Raw genomic sequence first — 23,421 nt, 5'->3', positions numbered from 1 at the left:
GCTCAGGCGGCGTCGCTGTTACGCGCGGTTTCGGCGATGGGCCGCTCCGCCAGGTAGCGTGCCAGCCGAGCTTTTTCCGGCTCGCTGAAGGCCAGGCCGAGCTTGGTGCGTCGCCAGAGGATGTCATCTACCTGGGTTGCCCATTCCTCGCGGCGGAGGTACTCGACTTCCTGCGCGTATAGCTGCTGGCCGAGATCCTCGCCCAGGGCATCGAGCGAGTGCGCCTCGCCCAGCATGCGCCATACCCGATTGCCGTAGAGCGTTGCCCAGCGCTTGGCCAGCGGCAGTTTCAGCCCTTGCACCTTGGCCACCAGCTCTTCGGTGAGTGCATCGGCCGTGCTCATGTCTTCGCCGCCAGGCAGAGCCGCCTGCGCCGTCCAGCTTCCACCCATAGCCGGGAAGAACGGCTTGAGCTGCGCCATCGCCGACTCGGCGAGCTTGCGGTAGGTGGTCAGCTTGCCGCCGAATACCGAAAGCAGCGGTGCCTGCTTCTCTTCCGCGGCCAGCGACAGGGTGTAGTCGCGGGTGACGGCGGAGGGGTTATCCGACTCGTCGTCGCACAGCGGCCGGACGCCGGCGAAGGTATGCACGATGTCCCTGGGTTCGAGCTGCTTGCGGAAGTGCGTATTGGCCACGCCCAGTACGTAGGCGATCTCTTCCTCGCTGATGCTCACTTTGGCTGGGTCGCCGCGATACTCACGATCGGTGGTGCCAATCATGGTGTAGCGGTCGAGGTAGGGGATGGCGAAGACGATGCGCCGATCCTCGTTCTGCATGATGTAGGCCTGCTCACCTTCATACAGCTTCGGCACGATGATATGGCTGCCCTGGATCAGGCGGATGCCGTACGGCGAGCGCTGCTGCAGATTCTCGCCGATGAACTGCGCGACCCAAGGCCCGGCTGCATTGACCAGTGCCTTGGCGCGCAGCGAGAAACGACTGCCATCCTCGCGCTGCAGCTCGACATGCCAGATGCCACCGGCGCGTTTGGCGCTCAGGCACTGGGTGCGGGTGTGGATATGCGCACCTTTTTCCCGCGCCGCCATGGCGTTGAGCACCACCAGGCGTGCGTCGTCGACCCAGCAATCGGAGTATTCGAAGCCGCGGGTTATTACCGGTTTGAGCGGGCTCTCGCTGCCGAAGCGCAACCCCCGCGATGCCGGCAGTTTCTTGCGCATGCCCAGGTTGTCGTAGAGAAACAGGCCAGCGCGGATCATCCACGCCGGGCGCAGGTGCGGGCGGTGGGGCAGGACGAAGCGCATCGGTTTGACGATATGCGGCGCCTTGGCCAGCAGCATCTCTCGCTCGGCCAGCGCTTCGCGAACGAGGCGGAATTCGTAGTGTTCCAGATAGCGCAGCCCGCCATGAATGAGCTTGCTGCTGGCCGATGACGTATGACTGGCCAGGTCGTCGCGTTCGCAAAGGAACACCGATAGCCCGCGGCCGGCGGCATCGGCAGCAATGCCGACACCATTGATACCGCCGCCAATTACGGCGACGTCATAAAGCTCTGAGACGGGCTGAGCGGAATGGGGCACGGGCTTCTCCTCGAAAACGAAAGATCATGTTCGGTTTTGAACATGCTATTCGTAAAAGAATCCGTATGAAAGCAAAAATGTTCGAAATCGATTAAAAGGAAAATATTCGAAAACTACAGATGGGGATATCCGCTGTTGAGCGCACCGGGGCGCCTGCTTATATCGGCATCCGCATGCATCTTGTAGTGGTTGCCCATCCTGGGGCGACGTCCTCGAGCCCTGGCTACGCCGCGGCGCGGAGAGTCGTAAGGCAGCGCTCCTCCGCGGACCATGGAAGCGCTCAGTCAGTAGATGCTGCGTGTTGGCCGTTTGTTGGCTGGCTGCGATTCGCGGCCGAGACCGCTGCTACAGGTTCAGCGCCGCCGGGTGGAAAGCTGACCACGAGGGAGGCGGTCCGCCTACTCGGCGATTTCCAGCTGCACCTTGTGGCGGGCCAGCAGCTCGGCGAACACCTCCGACGGTGCCGAGTCGGTGAACAGGCAGTCGATCTGTTCCAGCGAGCCCAGGCGGGTCATGGCGCTGCGGCCGAATTTGCTGGAGTCAGCGGCGAGGAAGACCTTGCGCGCGTTATGGATGATCGCCTGGGAGACGCGGACTTCCTGATAGTCGAAGTCCAGCAGGGTGCCGTCCTCGTCGATGCCGCTGATGCCGATCAGGGCGAAATCGACCTTGAACTGGCTGATGAAGTCGGCGGTGGCCTGACCCACCACGCCGCCGTCGCTGCGCACGTTGCCGCCGGCGATCAGCACGTCGAAGTCTTCCTTGGTGCTGAGAATGCTCGCCACGTGCAGATCGTTGGTGATGATCTTCAGATCGCGATGGTTGAGCAGGGCGCGGGCGATCGCCTCGGTGGTGGTGCCGATATTGATGAACAGCGAAGCCTGGTCGGGGATCCGTGCGGCCATGGCGGCGGCGATGCGCTGCTTCTCGTCGCGCATCTGGTGGGCGCGCTGGCTGTAGGCGGTGTTCTGTACGCTGGAGTCGTAAGCCGCGCCGCCGTGGTAACGCCGGAGCAGGCCAGCGTCGCCCAGTTGGTTGATGTCACGGCGGATGGTCTGCGGCGTGACGGCGAAATGCCGTGCCAGCTCGTCGATGCTCACGTAGCCGCGCTCGCGCACGAGTTCCAGAATGTTCTGCTGTCGGGGCGCCAGGCTCATGGTGCTTCCTTGTTCGCGGTTGTGCGGGAAGCATGCCGTAGTCCGACGTTCGATTAAAGCGCTGGCTGTTCGAATTCGCGCATTCCGCGCCTGCATCCGAATGATCGGAGCGCAGGCGCGGTCAGCTGCCTATCAGTCCTCGGCCCAGTTGCGCGTGCGGTCGACGGCCTTCTGCCAGCCGCGATAGAGCGCTTCGCGCTGTTCACTTCCGCACGCCGGTTCGAACACGCGCTCGATGCTGCTCTTGCTGCGCAGCTCGTCGAGATCGCTCCAGAAGCCAGTCGCCAGGCCTGCCAGATAGGCCGCACCGAGCGCGGTGGTTTCCTTCATCTGCGGCCGCTCGACCTGGGTGCCGAGCAGGTCGGCCTGGAACTGCATGAGGAAGTTGTTGGCCACCGCGCCGCCGTCCACGCGCAGGGCGCGCAAGCGCTCGCCGGCGTCCTGCTGCATGGCGTCGAGTACGTCGCGGGTCTGGTAGGCGATGGATTCCAATGCTGCACGGATCAGGTGATCGACCTTCACCCCGCGGGTCAGGCCGAACAGTGCGCCGCGGGCGCGGGGATCCCAGTAGGGCGCACCGAGTCCGGTGAAGGCCGGCACCAGGTAGATGCCGTTGCTGTCTGGCACCTTGGTGGCGAAGTACTCCGAATCCAGCGACTCGTTGAGCACCTTCAGCTCGTCACGCAGCCATTGCACGGTGGAACCGCCATTGAAGATGGCGCCTTCCAGTGCGTAATTCACCTCGCCACGCGGTCCGCAGGCGATGGTGGTGAGCAGGCCGTGTTCGGATTGCACCGCCTTGGTGCCGGTGTTCATCAGCAGGAAGCAGCCAGTGCCGTAGGTATTCTTGGCCTGGCCAAGCTCGACGCACATCTGGCCGAACAGTGCGGCCTGCTGGTCGCCGGCGATGCCGGCGATGGGAATGCCGGTGCTCTGGCCGGAGCCGATGTAGGCGTGCCCGTAGATCTCCGAGGAGGAACGCACTTCCGGCAGCATCTCGCGCGGAATATCCAGCGCTTCGAGCATCACCGGGTCCCAGTCCAGCTTGTGGATATCGAACAGCAGCGTGCGCGACGCGTTGGTGTAGTCGGTGACATGGGCCTTGCCCTGGGTCATCTTCCAGATCAGCCAGCAGTCGACGGTGCCGAACAGCAGTTCGCCGCGGCGGGCGCGCTCACGGCTGCCCTCGACGTGGTCGAGAATCCACTTGATCTTGGTGCCGGAGAAGTAGGGGTCGATCACCAGGCCGGTGGTCTTGCGGATGTGCTCTTCCATGCCGTCGCGCTTGAGCTGATCACAGATCGGCGTGCTCTGGCGGCTCTGCCAGACGATGGCGTTGTAGATCGGTCGGCCGGTGATCTTGTCCCAGACGATGGCCGTTTCACGCTGGTTGGTGATGCCGATCGCCGCCACCTGCTCGTTGGTGATACCGGCCTGGGCCAGGGCTTCGACGAACACACCGCTCTGGGTGGCCCAGATTTCCATCGGGTCATGTTCGACCCAGCTCGGCTGTGGGTAGATCTGCGCGAACTCGCGCTGGGCGATGGTTACCACATTGGCGTTGCGATCCAGCACGATGGCACGGGAGCTGGTGGTGCCCTGGTCGAGGGCGACGATGAATTGCTTGTTCTGATCACTCATGGCGACGTTTCCTTAGCGAACTTTGCTGATATCGGGCTGGGCGGAGCCCACTTCGGCAGAGGCCTTTTCCTTTGGTTTGGGTGCATCGCAGGCGGCCGATCCAACGCCCGGCAGGTGCCGGCAGATCAGTGCCTTGTAACCTGCAGCGCCCAGGCAGGCGCCGAGAATCGGGGCAAAAATCGGCACCAGGAAATACGGAATATCTTTCCCACCAGTGAAGGCGACGTCGCCCCAGCCTGCGAAGAAGGTCATCAGTTTAGGCCCGAAATCGCGCGCGGGATTCATCGCGAAGCCGGTCAGTGGCCCCATTGCGCCGCCGATGACGGCGATCAGCAAACCTATCAGCAGGGGTGCCAGCGGGCCGCTCGGCAAGCCGTTGCCATCGTCGGTAATGGCCATGATCATCGCCAGCAGAATGGCGGTGATGACCATTTCCACCAGAAACGCCTGGCCGAATGACAACGAGGCGTGCGGGTAGGTGGAGAAGATCGAGGCCAGCTCAAGGCTCTCGACACTGCCGCGAACCATCTGCTGCGCCTGTTCGAAATCGAAAAACAGACTGCTGTACAGCCCGTAGACCAATGCCGCGGAGCAGAAGGCGCCGGCCACCTGGGCCAGGATATAAGCCGGGACGCGGTGCCGTTCGAAGGTGCCGAACAGCCACAACGCGATGGTGACGGCCGGGTTCAGATGAGCACCGGAGACGCCAGCGGCAAGGTACACCGCCATCGAAACGCCAATGCCCCAGATGATGCTGATTTCCCACAGCCCCAGTTCGGCGCCGCCGAGCTTGAGGGCTGCAACACAGCCGGTACCGAAGAAGATGAGAAGGGCAGTGCCGAGAAATTCGGCAATGCATTGTCCCTTTAGCGTCGGGACGATGGGCGTACTCATGCGCGGAGCCTCGTTCGTTTGTTTTTGTTTTATTCCGAGCACTGCATTGGTTCGGAATTGTTCGGAAACGAAAACTTAGAGGCAAAAAAAGGCGCTGTCAAAGTAAAAATTCGAACATTTTAGCTGGGTGGCGGGGAACCAATGTGGTCATGCGCTGTCACCTCGCTCGCTTGCGCGGGGCGTGCCACGCCCGGCACAGCCCAGCAAGCCGAGGTGCGACGTTTGTTGCCTTTGACGCCTTTGACGCCTCAGCGCCGGCGACGCCAGAGCCGCCAGCCAAGCAACAGATCGTCAGCCATCGGCACCAGAGCCAATGCCAACAGCAATCCGGCTAGCGGCGCCGTGGCGAGAAACCCGAAGTGCTTGAAGCCGACTGCGCCACTAAGTCCGCCAATGAAAAAACTGGTCACCATCAGCAGGTTGATGCGCAGGCGCTGCCGGTTGGCCCGGACTGGTGGCATGTCGTCATGACGATTGCGGTTGAAATAGATCAGCCGGCCCAGTTCGATACCGATGTCGGTCACCATCCCGGTGATATGGGTGGTGCGCACCTCGGCGTTGGAGAGTTTGGTGATGATCGCGTTCTGCAGGCCCATGATGAAGCACAGCAGTACCACGGTCAGCGGCACGAAGAAGCCTGGGACTGCCATCAGCCGTGCGCCGAGGATGCCGAACAGCAGCAACAACGCGGCTTCCAGCGCCAGCGGTAGCGCGTACTGGCTGTGCAGGCGGCGGCGCCGCGAGAAGTTGATCATCAGCGTCGAGCACATTGCGCCAAGAACGAACGAGAGCAGGGCGCCAAAGCCCGCCAGCGCCAGGTCGGTGGCGCCGAGGGCGAGGTTGTCGGCCATTGCCGAAACGATACCGGTCATGTGCGAGGTGTACTGCTGGACCGCAATGAACCCGCCGGCATTGGCGGCGCCCGCGACAAAGGCGAGACACAGGCCGAGCTGACGATTGCTGTGAGCGGACCGTCGACGATCGGTCAGGCGACGGGCGTACTTGATCGGCATGGCAGGCTCGCGCTCGGCAGCAAAGCGGCGATTATAGAGCTGTTGGCTCGCCTGGATCGCGGTTGGCGGAAATTCTCAGCGTCGCCGTCCGGCCTTGCGGCCGCCGCCGCGTCGAGCGGCGCGCGGCGCGCGCTGACGCGAAAGCTCACGGGTAATGGCGTCGTTGAGCAGCTTGCGCGCATCTTCGCCGTCGTCGTGCTCGGTGAAATGCTCGGGCAGGCTGCGGGCCAGATGCAGGTAGGTTTCCACCACATGCAGAGTACTTTCCAGGCTGGCCAGATCGCTGCCGAGCAGCAGCTTGGGCATCGCAATGGCATGGCCTTCGGCGACCCGCTTGATCCAGCGCTGGGCGTGCTGGCTTGCCGGGCTGTCGAAGCCGCCGCGGATCGGCGTGCAGGCAAAGGTCCAGCGCAGCCAGAGCGGAACCTTCGGGTCGTCGATCAGCTCGATCCACTCGGCCAGCTCGTCCGGCAGTATCGAGATGAAGGCTTCGCCATAGTTGATATTGCGGTTGAACGTCAGCCAGGCGCGCAGCAGGCTCGGTTCGCCCATCAGTTCGGAAATTGCCGAGAGGTGATCGATGGACGGGCGCACCTGGAACTGGCTCAGGTCCACCGGCGCATCCGGGCTGTTGAACAGGCGGCGGATGGACTTGAGTGTCTGCGGATCGAGCGCGGTGATCTCGCCATTGTCGTGGTGGCCGAAACGTCCGGCCCGCCCGCCGATCTGCTTGACCTCCTGCACGTTTAGCTGACGGTTCTGGATGCCGTCGAATTTCTCGTCGGTGTAGAAGCACAGCGTGTGCGCCGGCAGATTAAGGCCCATGCCGACTGCATCGGTGGCGACCATGATGTCCGCCTCGCCTTCGCGAAAACGCCGCGCCTGCTCGCGCCGCACCTCTGGCGATAGCGCACCGTAGACCACCGAGACGCTCTTGCCGGCACTCTCGAGCATGCCCTTGAGCTCCAGCACCAGCTTGCGACTGAAAGCCACCAGCAGCGAGCCTGGTTCCAGACGCTCCAACGTCGTGGCATGGCGGGCGACTTCGACCGGCGACAGGCGCTTGGTGCGCTGCACCACCAGCTTGTCCTCGCAGAGGTCGCAGAGTGTGCGCAAAGACGGCTCGATCAGCGCCGGGCCGGTCATCATCAGTTGCGGCGTGTGCGCGCTGACCAAGGCATCGACCCAGGCCCAGCCGCGTTGCGGGTCGGCCATCATCTGCACTTCATCGACCACCACTACGTCCCAGTGCTGATGGCGGAAACGGGCGAACTCCTCCACGGTGCAGCAGAAGTGCGTGGCGCCTTCGCGGATGATTTCTTCCTCGCCGGTTACCAGCGAGCAGGGCACACCCATCGATTCGATGCGCTCCTGATTCTCCAGCGCCATCAGCCTCAGCGGCGACAGGTAGATGCCATGCTCGGCCGCCGCCATCGCCTCGATGGAACGGTGGGTCTTGCCGCTGTTGGTCGGGCCGAGCAGGGCGGTCCAGCGGCGCGTCAGGCGCCGGGCCGGGTAGAGCTTGTGGTAGTGGACGAAGCGCGGGTTGTTCTCCAGCAACACGGCAAACGCCATTTTCTCCTCATGCTCGCGGCGGGCGGCACGGATCGCCTTGCGCATGCGTCCGGGTTCGAGCGCGAAGAGTTCGGTGAGGCGCTTGTGCCCGAGCAGCTGCAGGTCGAAGCCGTCGGCGAGTTCGAACATGCGCTCGAATGTGGCCTGGAGTTCTTCGCGATCCTTTCGTTTCCAGGTTTCGACCTCCGCCGCGCTGAGCAGGTGGTCCTGGCCGGCGGGGATGCGACGCTGCAGTTCGAGCACGAGACTGTCGCGTCGCAACGGCACCACGTAGCGCAGCTCGTGGCGGATCTCGTTGAGCGTGGTGACGGCATGCGGCAGGAACTCGTCGAGTCGCGACAGCTCCGGTCGAATGCGCGCCAGACAGCGCTGACGCTCGTCTTCATCCATCTCGGCAAAGGGCCGTTCGAGCACCTGCAGCCGATTGCGCACGTAGCGCTGCACGGCCTGTTTCAGGTTACCGACGAAATCGCCGCGCCGCGGGCTATCGTCCAGCCGCAGCGCCCACTCAGGTTCCAGCAGATGGGGCGGGGAGCCCAGGCTGAAGGTCTTCTCGCTGCCGAACAGATCGACGCTGCAGAGAATCTCGCCGAGGTCACGGCTGACAACCCGATCGAGCAGCTGATCCGCGACCGGTTCTGCCAGCAGATCGTCGACCGCCTGCGCATGCAGCCCCAACCAGAACGCCTTGGCCGCGCGACCCAGCCCGGCGATGGGATAGCCAATGTAAGGCGTGAACCACTTTTCCTGGTGATGCTTCTTCGCATTGAAATCCGGATAGCGCGCCGTCGCCCAGTCGATGAAACGTGCCAGACGCTCGAGCCTGATGGATTTGAACTGCTTACCGCCGGCCTTGGCCATGATCGACACCTTTGCTGATCAGTCTTCTTTTCTACGACTCGCGATGCGCTTTTTTGCTCGGCGGGGCGCATGACCGGTCGGCGATTATAGGGGGAGGTGTCGTGTTTTCTCTTCTTGCGTGACGGCAATCAAGAAAGCGAACCGTCTGTCAGGATGGCTGTTGGCCATTATTGGGCCATGCCCTATAGTGCGCGCCGCAATGGATGGCCAACAGCCCCGGTAGAGCCGGCTGGATGAGAGCTGTCGATTTTTCGATGGACAACAAGGGACTTAAAGATGAACGCCAAACACATTCTTGCCGTAGCTGTCAGTGCCGTACTGCTTTCGGCCTGCACCGCCACCACTTCGCTGCGCTCCACCGATCCGGATCTTGCCATCAAGATCAACCAGGACGCACCGCTGGTACTGAAGAACCCCGTCAGCAAGACGTACAAGGCCACCAGCTTCGGCCAGTACCGCTTCCGTGCCGAGAAGCCGGGTATGGAGCCGATGTACGGTCTGATTCCGTTGAAGTTCAACAGTGGCTATCTGGTCGCGGACATCCTGTTCTTCGCCCCGGCGGCGTTCTACAACCTGCGTGAGGTCTACCCGTTCTACGAGTTCGACGTAGAGAAAAACGAGGTTCGCTACAAGAAGAACGCCGGTGACCAGTGGACCGTGTACAAGCCGACGCCGGCTGAAGTGGCTCGCGCTCAGGCCTACTTCGCCAACTGATTGCGTCTCGGCAGCCCTTGCGCCTTCAAGGTGCAGGGGCTTTCAGCTCAACCTCCTCGCTCCACCGTATCGCCATCTTCGCGGCGATTGTCACTCAGCTGCAGCTTCAGGCTGCGCACTTCCTCGGTCAGGCATTCCACTTGCAGCAGCAGCCGCTGCATGGTTTCTCGATCGGCCAGTTGCTCGCGGTTGTCTTCCTCGTGCCGGTCGGCGACGAACAGCGAACCGATATAGGCGGCGAAGCTGCCGAATAGCCCGACGCCGGAGACCATCAACAGCACCGCGACAATGCGGCCCTGGGTAGTGACCGGATAGAAGTCGCCGTAGCCGACCGTGGTGACGGTGACGAATGCCCACCACAGCGCCTCTTCCGGCGTGTTGATCGAGCTCTCCGGATTCGGCGCTTCCACCAAGAGCATGGTCAACGCGCCGAAGGCCACCAGCAGCATGGTTGCCGTGGCGGCAGAGGCGACGATGCCTTCGGCACGGTTGCGAAACAGGATGCGCCAGATCAGCCGCAGCGACTTGATCGCCCGTAGCACCCGCAGAATCTGGAATGCACGGAACAGCTTGGCCGCCTGCAACCCACCGGCCGGCACGCTGGCCAGCAGATCGATCCAGCCCCAGCGCATGAAGCGCAACTTGTTCTCGGCCTGTTGCAGGCGCATCCAGAAGTCGAGGAAGAAAAAGAAGCAGACGATGTTGTCCAGATACCCAAGCAGAGTCGATATGTCGTCGGGCAGATCGAATACCAGATCGGCCACCAGCGCGCCGATCACATAAATCGACAGCACCAGGATGAGTATCTGAAAAGGCGTGACGGAGCGTTGCTTCATGGATGAACCGTGTGAGCTGAGGCGGGCGGCGCGCAAGTTTAAAGCACATGACCAGCCAGCGTTGGCTGCGAGATCAAGAGGATTTTCGATGAAATCCAGCGAAAGCATTCGTCTTGGCTGCGCCGGTTGGAGCCTGCCGCGAGCGGCCTGGCCGGCGTTCCCGAGCGATGGCACCCATCTGCAGCGCTTCGCCCAGCAGTTCTCGGCAGTCGAAATCAACAGTTCGTTCTACCGTCCGCATCGTCCGGCAACCTACCGCAAGTGGGCCGCGAGCGTGCCGGAGGGTTTCAGTTTCTGTGTAAAGGTGCCTCGGCAGATCACCCATGAACGGCGATTGCGCGACTGCGGCGCCGCGCTTGAAGGTTTTCTCGACGAAGCGACCGAGCTTGGCGACAAACTCGGTTGCCTGCTGTTGCAGCTGCCGCCATCGCTCGGCTTCGAGCGCGCGGTGGCAGGCGATTTCTTCGAAGCGCTACGCGAGCGCTATGCCGGCCAACTCGCCCTGGAGCCGCGGCATGCCAGCTGGCTGGATGCCGATGAACTGCTCGAGCGTTGGCGAATCGCCCGGGTGGCAGCGGACCCTTCACCAATTGCCGGGGGCGATCAGCCGGGTGGCTGGTCGGGCATGCGTTACTACCGGCTGCACGGCTCGCCATGTATCTACCACTCAGCCTATTCAACCGAGTGGCTGGAGCGTCTGGCCGACGAACTGCGCCGATGTGCGCAGTCGGGTGTGCCCTGCTGGTGCATCTTCGACAACACCGCCAGCGGTGCTGCCGTGGACAATGCGCTGACGTTGCAGTCGATGCTGCGGCGCTAGCCGGTTCAGCGAGGAATGATGCGCACGCGGCCTGCGGTGTTGTCGCGTCTGCCGGCTTTCTCGTTCTCCGCACGCCCCGGGATCGAACCGGAATCCTGGCCTCGGTCAGGTGTGGCGCTGCCGTCCAGTTCGCGCTCATCGACGCTGATCGAAGTGGCATCCGGATAGCCGGTGGTCAGCGTCTCGGTGCTGGCCGTCACCGGGGTCGCGTCGGCATCGCCCCAGTTCGTGCTGCGCTCGTCGATATCGATGGCGCCGTTGCGCTCCATCACCTGTTCGACCATCGACACCGGGCCCTCGTCATTCAGCGAAACGGTGACTACCGTTGAACCCCGGCGCGCTGCTTCGGGATAGCGGCCCGCGTGCTTGTCGGCACTGTCGCCGAAGAGTTTGCTGAAGAAGCTGCCGATCTTGTCGGCGGCGGTGGCATCCGCATCCGGCTCCTCACCCACCACTTCCACACGGCTGCCATCGACCTGTTCCGGGTTCATCGCCGCAGACAGCTGAATGTCGTCATCGGCGATGCCCTGCTGCACCAGTTCCTGCTTGACCTGCTGGGCTTGTTCGTAGCGATCGAATGCTGCGATCAGAATCTGTTTCATGGATCACCTTCGTGTGCGTGCAGCCTGGGCTGCGATTCATGGGTGGTTCAACACCTGTCATGAATCTTTGGCGCAACGTAGCGGGTGATGGTTCCGGCAGATTTGTGTGCGGACGTGAGCCGGTCGGCTGTGGGCGTAGCCGACTGGCGTGACCGCGGCCAATCAGGCTTGTGGTGAGCGGCGAATGGTCTTCATCAGATCGTCCGGACTGATCTGCCCGACCACGCTGCTGGCACTGCCCGGCAGCGGCAGGTCTAGGATATGGTCCTTCATCTTGCCTACCACATGCATCTCGCATGGCTTGCAGTCGAACTTCAGCGTCAGCACCTCGTCGCCGTGCACCAGCTGCATCGGCGCGACCTTGGTGCGCACGCCGGTGACGCCCTTGGCCTGTTTTGGGCAGAGGTTGAAGGAGAAGCGCAGGCAGTGCTTGGTGATCATCACCGGCACCTCGCCGGTTTCCTCGTGAGCCTCGTAGGCCGCATCGATCAGTTGCACGCCGTAGCGGTGATAGAAGGCGCGGGCCTTCTCGTTGTAGACGTTGTAGAGGAACGACAGGTGCGACTCCGGATAGACCGGCGGCGGCACGCTGACCGGCTTGCGCCCGCCGCGCGGACGGATGGCTTCGCGCGCTTCGCCCAGCGCCTCGATGGCTTCACGGCGCAGCGCCTTGAGTTGCGAGTTGGGGATGAAGAACGCCTGCGGTGCATCCACCTCGACTTCTTCGGCGTGGTAGATCGTGGTGCCCAGCTGGCTCAGCAGATCGGCGATCTGGCCGGGCACCTGCTCGGGCTTCTTCGCCTCGCCGAAGGGGCCGGGCAGGGTGGCCGTGGCATAGGCGCCTTCCTCGCTGGTGACGTGCAGTTCCAGTTCATCGGCGCGCAGCTTGGCCAGCCAGCGCACACCGACGCGGCGTTCGGCGGAGGTCTTGAGCAGGGCGTTCTGCCAGTTGTGGTCCAGGTTGCGGTTGAGCGGGTGGTTCGGGCGCACCTGACGCATGGCGGTGGGCATTTCGTTGGGTTCGACGCGGTACTGCCAGAACGACTGACCGTCTTCCTCGAACTGCTTCAGCGGCTCGACCACGCTGGCGCGGAAACCCACCACTTCGCGTTTGATCAGCACATTGAGGCCATCACCATTGGACAGCGGCTCGCGGGTCTGCACGGTCAGGTCATGCTTGCCCACCTTGAGCACTTCGCCGACCGCAAGGCCGGTGAAGGTCGGCGAATCGAAGGCGCCGATGTCGATCTTGCGATCGGTGACGAAGTAGTCGGTGCTGCCGCGGTGGAAGGTCTTGTCCGGGTCCGGCACGAAGAAGTGATCGGTGCGGCCGCTGGAGGCGCGGGCTAGGTCCGGGCGTTCGGCGAGGATGCCGTCGAGGCGCTGGCGGTAGTAAGCGGTGATGTTCTTCACGTAGCTCACATCCTTGTAGCGCCCCTCGATCTTGAACGAACGCACGCCGGCGTCGACCAGGGCGCTAAGGTTGGCGCTCTGGTTGTTGTCCTTCATCGACAGCAGATGCTTTTCGAAGGCCACCACGCGGCCCTGATCGTCCTTCAGCGTGTAGGGCAGGCGGCAGGCTTGCGAGCAGTCGCCGCGGTTGGCGCTGCGCCCGGTCTGCGCGTGGCTGATGTTGCACTGCCCGGAGAACGCCACGCAGAGCGCGCCGTGGATGAAGAACTCAAGGGTCGAATCCACTTCGTCGTAGATCGCGCGGATTTCCTGCAGGTTCAGCTCGCGGGCGAGAACCAGCTGCGAGAAGCCAGCCTTGTCGAGGAACTTGGCCCGTTCCAGCGTGCGGATGTCGGTCTGGGTGCTGGCGTGGATCTCGATGGGCGGAATGTCCAGCTCCATGATGCCCATGTCCTGCACGATCAGGGCATCGACGCCGATCTCGTACAGCTGGTGGATCAGCGTGCGCGCGGCGTCCAGCTCATCGTCATGCAGGATGGTGTTGATGGTGACGAACACCCGCGCATGAAACAGGTGGGCGAATTTCACCAACTCGGCGATATCCGCCACGCTGTTCTCGGCATTGTGCCGCGCACCGAAGCTCGGGCCGCCGATATACACCGCATCGGCGCCATGCAGGATGGCTTCACGGGCAATGCTGGCATCCCGGGCGGGGGCGAGCAGTTCGAGATGGTGCTTGGGCAGGGACATTGGCGCGGACCGGGTTTGAATCGAAAGGCGCGCATTGTAATGGCTTGCGGCCGGTTTGGGACTGGCCGCCGGGCGAGTCGGATGCGATGACCCCCGACCAGGGCTATGACCGGAGGCTCACGGGTGCGTCGGTGGTTCCGTTCCCTCGCGAGTACGAGGGAACGGTCTGCGGCTTCGTCTACAACCTCAACACCACCTGATGTTGCCCTTCATCCAGCGCAAGCCGCACCCACCCGTTTGTGCAATCGAGTGAGCGTTCATCCAGCTGTGCGTGCTGGATACCGCGGTTGGCTTGGGTCGGGTTCTCCAAGCGGATGGCGTAGCGCGTTTCGCCCAGCGTGATGGTGGCTTCGAACCCCGGCCATTGGCTGCTGATGCATGGATCGACGATCAACCATTCTCCTTCGCGGCGAATGCCGAGGATGCCTTCGACGCCTGCGCGGTGCATCCAGCCGGCGGCGCCGGTGTACCAGGTCCAGCCGCCACGGCCCTTGTGTGGCGCGACGCCGTAGACGTCCGCCGCCACCACGTAGGGTTCGACTTTGTAGCGGCGGCTTCCTTCCGGCGTCAGCGCATGATTGATCGGGTTGAGCAGGCTGAACATGCGGCAGGCCGCATCGCCATCGCCCAGCTTGGCGAAGGCGAGCATGGCCCACATCGCGGCGTGGCTGTATTGCCCGCCATTTTCGCGCAAGCCCGGCGGGTAACCCTTGATGTAGCCAGGCTCTTTTTCGGTCTTGTCGAACGGCGGGGTGAACAGCAGGGCCAGACCGTCCTGCTCGCGGATCAGGTGCTGCCGCACTGAAGCCATGGCCTGTTTTGCGCGGGCGGGGTCTGCTGCGCCGGACAATACCGCCCACGACTGGGCGATGGAGTCGATCCGGCATTCATCGCTGTCCTTGGAACCGAGCCAGGTCCCGTCGTCGAAGGTTGCGCGGCGATACCACTCGCCATCCCAGGCCTTTTCTTCAAGCGAATCAGCCAGAGCCTGGGCATGCTTGCGCCAGCGCTCCGCGCGTTGGACATCAGCCACGGTGCCGCGCTGGTCCGCCAGCGGCGCGAAGAGTTCGATGGTGCGCAGCAGCAGCCAGCCGAGCCAGACGCTTTCGCCCTTGCCGTCCTCACCGACGCGGTTCATGCCGTCGTTCCAGTCGCCGCCGCCAATCAGCGGCAGGCCGAGTTCGCCGGTCAGTTCCAGGCACTGATCCAGACCACGCGCGCAGTGCTCGAACAGCGGCGCGGCGTCGCCGGCCATCATCGGCTGGAAGAACGCGTCGTGTTCGCCGGGCTTGAGCAGGGGCCCTTCGAGGAAGGTCACCGGTTCATCGAGGATCGTCGCGTCGCCGGCAACCTGAATGTAGGTCGCGGTGGCGAACGCCAGCCAGACACGGTCATCGGAGATGCGCGTGCGCACGCCCTGGCCGGAATGCGGCAGCCACCAGTGCTGCACGTCGCCTTCCGGGAACTGCCGGCTGGCCGCACGCAGGATGTGGCTGCGGGTAGCCTCGGGCCGCGAGAAGGTCAGCGCCATGCCGTCCTGCAACTGGTCGCGGAAGCCATAGGCGCCGCTCGCCTGGTAGAAGGCCGAGCGCGCCCAGATGCGGCAGGCCAGGGTCTGATACAGCAGCCAGCCGTTGAGCATGATGTCCATCGCGCGGTCCGGCGTTTTCACCTGTACGGCTCCCAGCGCGCTGCGCCAGTGCTCGGTGACTTCCAGCAGCACGGCGTCCAGGTCCGTCTGGCGATATCGCTCGACCAGCGCCCGCGCGGCGTCTGCCGACGGGCATTGACCGATGAAGGCGATGATTTCGATGCTCTCGCCCGCAGCCAGTTCGACACGAGTCTGCAAGGCCGCGCAAGGGTCCATGCCGGCCCCTGTGGCACCTGTGAGCGGCGCGCCGGTGAGCAGTGCCGCTGGCGTGGCCGGCCCGCTGTTGCGACCGAGAAGTTCGCGGCGATCGGCCGTCCAGGCGGTCTGTCGGCCGCCAAGGTCGGCAAAGGCCACGCGCCCGGGAAAGGCGCTGCTCCAGGGGGTGCGTGCCAGCAGCATGCCGCAGCTTTCGTCGCGCTCGGTGATGATGAAAGGCGCATTGGCACCCCGCGCGGTGCCGAGCACCCATTCGCTGTAGCGGGTCACCGACAACCGGCGCGGCACTGCCGACAGGTTGCGCAGGGTCAGGCGGGAAATCTTGATCGGATCGGCCAGAGGCACGTATTCCAGCAGGTCCATGGCGATGCCGTCGGCCTGGTGTTCGAAGCGGCTGTAGCCGTGGCCGTGCCGCGCCACGTAGAGCCCCGTATCCCGGATCGGTTGGGCGGTGGGGCTGAACAGCGCGCCGCTGTCTTCATCGCGCACATAGAAGGCTTCGCCGCAGGGATCGGTAACCGGGTCGTTGGACCAGGGCGTGAGCTGGTTTTCCCGGCTGTTTTCCGCCCAGGTGTAGCCGCTGCCCTGTGCCGAAACCTGGAAGCCGAACTGCGGATTGGCGATCACGTTTATCCAGGGCGCGGGCGTGTTGGCGCCTGCGTCCAGCAGCGTCACGTACTCGCGGCCATCCTTGTCGAAACCACCCAGGCCGTTGAAGCACTCGAGGTGGGGCGAAACGTCGATAGCGGAAGGCTGTGCGATGGCTGTCGAGGGTCTGGCGGAAAGGCGTGGCGCCATGAGCGGCACCTGCGAGGCGAGCAACTGGTTGGCCAGTTGCTTGTCGATCGGACCGCGGCGAGCGATCAGCGAAACTCTGGCCACGCTGCGCAGCAATGCGCGCGCCTCGGTGCTCAGTAGGTCGGCGCGCAGCATGTATACCGAACCCTGGGCGAGCTCGGCGCCGAAACGCGGGCGCGACTGACTGCTGCGCACGGCGGTTTCGATGGCGATCTGCAGGTCCTGCAGGTAGGAGCTGGCGTGCTCGTTGAGAATCACCAGATCCACCGCCAGGCGCTTCATGCGCCAATACTCGTGGGCGCGAAGCAGCTGGCGAACCTGGGCAATGTCCTGAACATCGTCGATGCGCAGCAGCACGATGGGCAGGTCGCCGGATATCGAATGTGGCCAGAGCCCGGATTGGGCTCCCGCGCCCTCGATGATCGCCGCCGATGGCGCGCGGAACTGCGGATCGGCATAGAGGATCGGCGCCCCCAGGCGCTGGAAATCAGCCGCTTCCGCCGGCTTGACGTCCAGATGGCGCAGTTGCACCTGCGCCTGGGTCCAGGCCAGTGTCTTGGCGCGGTCGTAGGCGCTGCGGTCGTGGTGTTTCTCGATCAGATTGAGCACCTCGTCGCGCGACCCTGCGACGAAGGTCCAGAACGCCACGCGGGCGACCTTGCCCGGGGCAACCTTGATCCGGTACTTGAGCGCGAAGATCGGATCGAGCACCGTGCCGACCGTATTCGTCAGCGCCAGTCCTTCGGTGATCACCGCCGCGCTGGCAACGTTCGGGCGCTGGGCGATGAAACGGGCGCGGTCGGTTTCATACTGCGGATCGGCCACGACCTCGCCTTCCACCACTGCGAAATGCGCCGCCCAGATCGGGCGTTCGCTTTCGCTGCGCAGGCGCCGGGTGGCGAGCAATGCGCCGAAGTCGGGTAGGTATTCGGTGACCACGAACAGCTTGGCGAAGGCTGGGTGGGCGTTGTCCGTGGACGGGGTGGTCAGTACCACTTCGCTGTAGGACGTCAGTTCGATTTCGCGGGCATAGGCGCCGCTGTTGACCAGTGATACGCGGCGCACTTCGCCGTCGTCTTCACCGGACACCAGTACATCAAGGGTGGTGGTCAGGTCGAGATCGTGACGAACGAACTCGGCGCGGTCCTCGGCAAAGATCACTTCATGGCTCACGGCATCGCTGTCGCTGGGTTGACCGCCGGCGGGCCAGACACGGCCGTCGGCGGTGTCGCGCAGGAAAATGAACGAGCCGTAATCGTCACGGCTGGCATCTTCGCGCCAACGGGTCACGGCAATGTCGCGCCAGCGGCTGTAGCCGGCACCGGCGGCGGTGAGCATCACCGCATAGCGGCCATTGCTGAGCAGATGCGTGACCGGTGCGGCGCCGGCCGCGCAGGTGTTGAGCCGGCGCAGGGCCTGTGGATCGCCACTGGCCTCGACTGCGCGGATCTTCACCTCTTCGGCGCGCGGGTGGGCGATGGCCACATCACGTGGCATGCGCTCCTGCAGCAGCAGCTCGCAGGCCTGGATCATCGGTTCGCGATGGAAGCGGGCACGCATCTGCCCGTCCTGCAGGGTATTGGCGATGGCGACGATGGTCATGCCCTGGTGGTGGGCCATGTAGTTGCGCACGATGGTGACGGACTGGCCGTCCGGCAGCCGCGCCGGGGTGAAGTCCAGTGCCTCGTAGAAACCGTAGCGGCCAACCGCACCCATCTGCGCCAGGCGGCGATAGTTCGCCAGCGCGCCGGGCGCATCGACCATGGTCGCCAGGCCGGTGGCATAAGGCGCGATGACCAGGTTTTCCGCCAGGCCGCGCTTGAGGCCGAGGCCCGGCACGCCGAAATTGGAATACTGATAGGTGAATTCCATGTCACGGGCGTGATAGGCCGACTCGGACACGCCCCATGGGACGTTGCGGTCGTTGCCATAGTCCTGCTGGCGCTGCACCACGAGGCGGTTGGTCTGCTCCAGCAGACTGCCGGCCGGTGCACGCATGACCAGCGAAGGCATCAGGTACTCGAACATCGAGCCCGACCAGGAAATCAGCGCCGAGCCGTTGCCCAGTGGGGTCGCGGTGCGGCCCAGGCGGAACCAGTGGCGGGTGGTCACGTCGCCCTTGGCGATGGCGAACAGGCTGGCCAGTCGTGCCTCGGAGGCCAGCAGGTCGTAGCAGCTTGGGTCGAGGCTGTTTTCCGCCAGCCCGTAGCCGATCGAGAGCAGCTTGCGCTCGGGGTCGAGCAGAAAGGCAAAATCCATCTCCAGCGCCATCTGCCTCGTCGTGCGGGAAATCTCGTGCAAGCGTGCTTCTGTTTCGCTGAGCGTATCGCCTTGCAGCTGACGGTCTCGGATGTGCTCGGACAGGGACCGGCCCAGGGCGTCGACCCAGAAGTGCAGGTCGGACGACTGGTCATCCGCGCTCGGCGGTGCGACCTCCAGGCTCAGGCGCATGGCTTTTTCGGCAAGCTGGTGGAGGGTCGCCGAGAGCGTGTCGAGCGCTTGCTCCTCACCCAGCTGCGCGGCGATCTGATCGAGCAGATCGGATAGCGCGCGCCCACGCTTGCCGCTTGTGGTCGGCAGTGCGGCCATAGCCTGGCGAATCAGTAGCAGGGTGTCGTGCAGGCCCGCGCGGGCATTCGGCGCAGTGGGTGCGTCCAGCCATTCTTCGCAGGCGTTAGCGATGGCGATCAGGTGACCGGCCAGGTTGCCGCTGTCAACCGCCGATACGTAGGCCGGCTCCAGCACGCGCATGTCTTCGGTGGCGTACCAGTTGAAGAAATGCCCACGATGGCGCTGCAGGCGACTCATGCTGCCTAGCGTCGCCTCCAGACGGTCGAGGGTCTGCAGGGTGCCGGCCCAGCCGAAATCACGGGCGGTGATGGCCGAGAGCAGGTAGAGGCCCATGTTGGTGGGTGAGGTACGGCGAGCGACAACCGGCCTGGGGTCTTCCTGGAAGTTGTCGGGCGGCAGCATGTTGTCGTCCGGCGTGACGAAGGTTTCGAAGAAACGCCAGGTGCGCCGCGCGATCAGGCGCAGCTCCTCGGCATCCGCCTCGGCGAGTTGCTGGCCGGGGGCGATGCGCGGCGAGCGGCTGGCCCACAGTGCAATTGCGGGGGCGCACAGCCAGAGCAGCGCGAAGGGCAGCACGACAGGCCAGGAACCCGGCGCGATCAGCAGGGCGAAGAGGGCGGTGCCGACACCCAGCGCGATGCCGCCGGCCATGCCGCGATAGAAACCGCTCAGCTTCAAACGCGGGCTGATCGCCGACTGGGCGGCGGTGGTCCATTCCAGCAGGTGGTGCCGGGCCGCCAGCCGCGACAGCGTGCGCACGATGGCATCGCCCATGCGCCAGGCCTGGTCCGGCAGGAAGGCGAGATTCAGCCCGGTTTGCGAGGCGGCCAGGCGCAGGTCGCCGAGCAGCCGGCGCAGATGGCTCTGCGCGCAGATGCCGCTACGCGCGGGCAGCAGCGCGAAACAGATCGGCAGGAACGCCGGAATCGCCATGGTCACGAGGATCAGCGCGCTGCCGATCAGCGCGGCCGGCAGTGGCAGCAGCCAGCACAGCGTCAGCGCCAGCAGCGTGATCGGGGCGACCAGCGAGCGGCGCAGGTTGTCGAGCATCTTGAAGCGGCCGATGTCCGGCAGCGCCTGGGCGCCGCGGCGGGCGCCGAAAATCCACGGCAGCAGTTGCCAGTCGCCACGGGTCCAGCGGTGCTGGCGCTTGCCGGATACCTCGTAGCGCGACGGGAATTCCTCGACCACTTCGACATCGGTGGCCAGCCCTGCACGGGCGAACACGCCCTCGAACAGGTCGTGGCTGAGCATGCTGTTTTCCGGGACACGGCCGGCGAGTGCCGCCTCGAAGGCATCGATGTCATAGATGCCCTTGCCGGTGAAGGAGCCTTCACCAAACAGGTCCTGATAGACGTCGGAAACCGCCGCGGCATAGGGGTCCATGCCGCCAGGACTGGAGAACACCCGCTGGTAGAACGAGCCTTCGCGGCCCACCGGCAGCGACGGGGTGACCCGCGGCTGGAGGATCGCGTAGCCGTTGATCACGCGCTGCTCGGCCTCGCTGAAGCGCGGACGGTTGAGCGGGTGCGCCATCTTGCCGATCAGGCGCATCGCGGCATCGCGCGGCAGGCGGGTGTCGGCGTCCAGCGTGATGACGTAGCGCACATCGGAAGGCACCTGCTGCGCGCAACCGGCCAGCGGCATGTAGCTGGTGTCGCTGGCGCCGCGCAGCAGCCGGTTGAGTTCGTGCAGCTTGCCGCGCTTGCGCTCCCAACCCATCCAGCAGCCTTCGCTGGGGTTGTACTGGCGACGTCGATGCAGGATCAGGAAGCGACTGCCGCCGGGTGCCGGACCATAGCGCCGGTTCAGATCGGCAATGGCGGCAACGGCGACGGCGAGCAGATGCGCATCGCCCGGCAGGGTTTCCTGGTCGGCGTCCAGCCCATCGGTCAGCAATGCGAAGGTGAGATCACCTCCTGCGCCAGCCAGGTGATGCACTTCGATGCGTTCGATCTGCTCCAGCAGGTCCGCTTCGCTGGTCAGCAGCGTCGGCACCGCGACCAGGGTGCGCAGCGACTGCGGCACGCCGGCGGTCAGGTCCAGCGCGGGCAGCGCCATGGCGCCGAAACGCCAGGTGACCAGGCGATTGATCAGCGTGGTGGCGACGTCGGTGACCGGCAGGAATGCGACCACCGCCAGCAGTGCAAGCCAGCCGGCGGTGACGCCGACCCCAGCCAGCGCCTGCAGCCCGACAGATAGCAGCAGCGCAGTCACCAGCAGGATGGCGCCGACATAGCCGACGATGCCGAGCTGCACGTTGAAACGGCTCAGGCGCAGCCCGAGCGGCGCGCTGAAGCCGATGCTGCGCTCCAGTGCGAGGCGGCCTTCGCCGATTAGGTGATAACCCGGATCGCCGACGCGCTCATCCTGTGCGAGGTCCGTGGTTGGCGCGGCGCGGGCTGCGCTGAGTGCGGCTTCGGCCACCTCCAGTTCGGTCGCGCTCGAGCCGCGTGCCAGCTGTTCGATGGCGCTGCGATAGAGATTGCGGGTGGGGAAATCCATGCTGGCGAAGGCGCTGTCGGCACGCAGTCGTGCGTCCACCAGGCTGATGCTCTCGAACAGCTCGGTCCAGTCGATATCAGATATCAGCCGCATGCTGGTGATGACATTGCGCACGCTGACGTTCGAGGCACCCTGGCGCTGTTGCGAGTGCTGCACCACCTCGTCGATGGTGCTGCCCTGGCGACCCAGCTCCTCCTCCAGCCAGCCCAACGCCGGGGTGGTGCGGGGGTCCTGATCGCGCAGACGCTTGGCCAGTTCCGCGGCGAAGACTACCGACATGGTTTCGCTGCCACGCGTGGCGATCTCATCCTCCAGCGTTCGCTTTGCTGAGGCGGCGCAGAGCAGACGGCTGGCCAGTGCATCGGCTGCGGCGCGGGTGATGCTGCCATCGGTGATCTGGTCGCTCAGACGGCGCAGATTCTCGATCAGCACGATGCGCAGGGTGATCGCCACGGCCCACAGCTCGCCAATGGTGAGTGGCTGAACCTGCTGATAAGCGACGATGAAGCGCCGCAGTGTCTCGGGATCGAAATGGCTGTCGGTATGGGCGACGAAGGCCCAGGCCAGGCCGAACACCCTCGGATAACCGGCGAACGGGCCTTCGGCCAGTTTTGGCAGCTGGCGGTAGAAGCCTGGCGGCAGATCATCGCGAATCTCGCGAATCTGCGCCTCGACCAGATGGTAGTTATCCAGCAACCATTCGGCAGCCGGCACCACGCTACGGCCAGCCTCCAGCTCGCTGGCACTGGAACGGTAGGCGGCAAGCAGCACCGCCGCGTTTTCACTCAGGCGCGCATGCAGCGACGACACGACCGGCGGCCGCTTGGTGATGGGCTGGGCCGCGGCAAGGCTGCGCGCGTGGTGCTCCAGCCGTTCGGTACCGAACAGCTCTTCACGCACGGGTGCGAGGTCGCTCCATACGGGCGAGCGCTGCTGACGGCCGAGGATGTGACGGAAAACTGAGGTCATGAGCGCCTGTCCGACTAGCGGAAATAGGGGAACAGGCGTTAGTGCGCCGGCTCCTGTCGGGAGGAACCACGGCGGCAAGCTTTCGGAACAACGGGAAACCGATTGCCGGTTTCTGCCAAATCGCCGTACGGCCTCGTGCATGCACCAGACCGCGGGCGGTCTGGTAGAGGCTTCAAGAATCGGCGAGCCATGAAAGCGGAGGGCCATAGGGCCACTCCGTTTGCAGGAAGAATGCTGTCGCAGCAATTGCTCCACGATACAGCATAGGCACTTTTATTGTCGGGGCTTCGTGGTCCGGCCCTCAGACCTGATCGGCTCGCGCCAGATGCCTGACTCTGTGCTGCGCAAGGGGAGCGAGGATTGCTTCGCCCTGGTCAGAGGCCGCCCAGCAGGTCGTGCGCATCGAGCAGGCGCCAGGCGATTTCCGGGTGTTTTTCCAGCCCGCGGCGCACGGCGGTGGCAATGGCGGGGCGGGTCTTGCGGCACAGGCCGGGCTGTGCCGCGAAGTCGATGGCGATGCCGCGCATGCTGCGCACTTCGTTGTGCCCTGGTGCGACGGTCATGCGGATGCCGAGCTGGTCGTACATCCGTTGCTGCAGGCGTTCGAGATCGTCCAGGCTCTGCACGTTTTCCAGGCGTTCGAGCAGGCGCCGTTCCTCATGCCGGGTCAGCATGAGAATGCGCACGTCGGCGCCGGGCGTTTCCAGCAGCTCGTCGCGCCGGCAGGTGCAGGTGCCGGGCGGGCAGGATGGGCGAAGCGGCGGCAGGCTGTTCATGGTCTTCGATCATAGCCAAGCCTGCGCAACGCGCACAGCCAGTGGCCACATGCTGGCCCGCTGATGACAAGCGCGGCAGCCTCGCGCACCATGGCGCTTCATTTTTGCGCCGGGTGCGCTT

The 23,421-nt window shown here is 64.5% G+C and carries 13 protein-coding genes; 2 read left to right on the top strand and 11 right to left on the bottom strand.

Annotated features, from left to right (window positions below; all coding sequences use genetic code 11):
- Positions 1-2: 2 nt before the first annotated feature.
- The 6 genes from glpD to PSEST_RS13490 form a co-directional block, all read right to left on the bottom strand.
- Positions 3-1,538, bottom strand: coding sequence for a glycerol-3-phosphate dehydrogenase (gene glpD, locus PSEST_RS13515; protein ID WP_015277534.1), 1,536 nt, complete (start codon positions 1,536-1,538; stop codon positions 3-5).
- A gap of 398 nt (positions 1,539-1,936) precedes the next feature.
- Positions 1,937-2,695, bottom strand: a complete 759-nt coding sequence (locus tag PSEST_RS13510) for a DeoR family transcriptional regulator (protein ID WP_015277533.1) — start codon at positions 2,693-2,695, stop codon at positions 1,937-1,939.
- A 132-nt stretch (positions 2,696-2,827) separates the two neighbouring features.
- Positions 2,828-4,336 (bottom strand): glycerol kinase GlpK, encoded by a 1,509-nt coding sequence (glpK, locus tag PSEST_RS13505; protein WP_015277532.1) that lies wholly within the window; start codon positions 4,334-4,336, stop codon positions 2,828-2,830.
- A gap of 12 nt (positions 4,337-4,348) precedes the next feature.
- A complete protein-coding gene (locus PSEST_RS13500) occupies positions 4,349-5,230 on the bottom strand; it encodes an MIP/aquaporin family protein (protein WP_015277531.1) in 882 nt (293 codons plus the stop codon).
- Positions 5,231-5,478: 248 nt separating this feature from the next.
- Positions 5,479-6,243: a YoaK family protein gene (locus tag PSEST_RS13495; protein ID WP_015277530.1), complete on the bottom strand. Its 765-nt coding sequence runs from the start codon at positions 6,241-6,243 to the stop codon at positions 5,479-5,481.
- A gap of 75 nt (positions 6,244-6,318) precedes the next feature.
- Positions 6,319-8,679, bottom strand: a complete 2,361-nt coding sequence (locus tag PSEST_RS13490; RefSeq protein ID WP_015277529.1) for a helicase-related protein — start codon at positions 8,677-8,679, stop codon at positions 6,319-6,321.
- Between the two features lie 276 nt (positions 8,680-8,955).
- Between PSEST_RS13490 and PSEST_RS13485 the strand changes: the two genes are divergently transcribed.
- A complete protein-coding gene (locus PSEST_RS13485) occupies positions 8,956-9,393 on the top strand; it encodes a hypothetical protein (protein ID WP_015277528.1) in 438 nt (145 codons plus the stop codon).
- Between the two features lie 47 nt (positions 9,394-9,440).
- Here the strand turns inward: PSEST_RS13485 and PSEST_RS13480 are convergent, their stop codons facing one another.
- Positions 9,441-10,229, bottom strand: a complete 789-nt coding sequence (locus PSEST_RS13480) for an ion transporter (protein WP_015277527.1) — start codon at positions 10,227-10,229, stop codon at positions 9,441-9,443.
- Positions 10,230-10,317: 88 nt separating this feature from the next.
- Between PSEST_RS13480 and PSEST_RS13475 the strand changes: the two genes are divergently transcribed.
- Positions 10,318-11,049, top strand: a complete 732-nt coding sequence (locus tag PSEST_RS13475; RefSeq protein ID WP_015277526.1) for a DUF72 domain-containing protein — start codon at positions 10,318-10,320, stop codon at positions 11,047-11,049.
- A gap of 5 nt (positions 11,050-11,054) precedes the next feature.
- Here the strand turns inward: PSEST_RS13475 and PSEST_RS13470 are convergent, their stop codons facing one another.
- The 4 genes from PSEST_RS13470 to PSEST_RS13455 all read right to left on the bottom strand — a co-directional run bounded on the left by PSEST_RS13470 (position 11,055) and on the right by PSEST_RS13455 (position 23,300).
- Entirely contained in the window at positions 11,055-11,651 is a 597-nt protein-coding gene (locus PSEST_RS13470; RefSeq protein ID WP_015277525.1) for a hypothetical protein, read from the bottom strand.
- Positions 11,652-11,813: 162 nt separating this feature from the next.
- Positions 11,814-13,814, bottom strand: coding sequence for a peptidase U32 family protein (locus PSEST_RS13465; RefSeq protein WP_015277524.1), 2,001 nt, complete (start codon positions 13,812-13,814; stop codon positions 11,814-11,816).
- 178 nt (positions 13,815-13,992) lie between these two features.
- Positions 13,993-22,524, bottom strand: a complete 8,532-nt coding sequence (locus PSEST_RS13460; protein WP_015277522.1) for a GH36-type glycosyl hydrolase domain-containing protein — start codon at positions 22,522-22,524, stop codon at positions 13,993-13,995.
- 374 nt (positions 22,525-22,898) lie between these two features.
- Positions 22,899-23,300 carry a hypothetical protein gene (locus PSEST_RS13455; protein ID WP_015277521.1) on the bottom strand — a complete coding sequence of 134 codons (402 nt, stop codon included), beginning with the start codon at positions 23,298-23,300 and terminating at the stop codon, positions 22,899-22,901.
- Positions 23,301-23,421 lie beyond the last annotated feature (121 nt).

Origin of the sequence: Stutzerimonas stutzeri RCH2 (assembly GCF_000327065.1) — a bacterium.
In the GTDB taxonomy this organism is placed as follows: domain Bacteria; phylum Pseudomonadota; class Gammaproteobacteria; order Pseudomonadales; family Pseudomonadaceae; genus Stutzerimonas; species Stutzerimonas stutzeri_AE.
The sequence above is the reverse complement of the archived record's forward strand: the minus strand, read 5'-3'. Positions and strand labels throughout refer to the sequence as shown.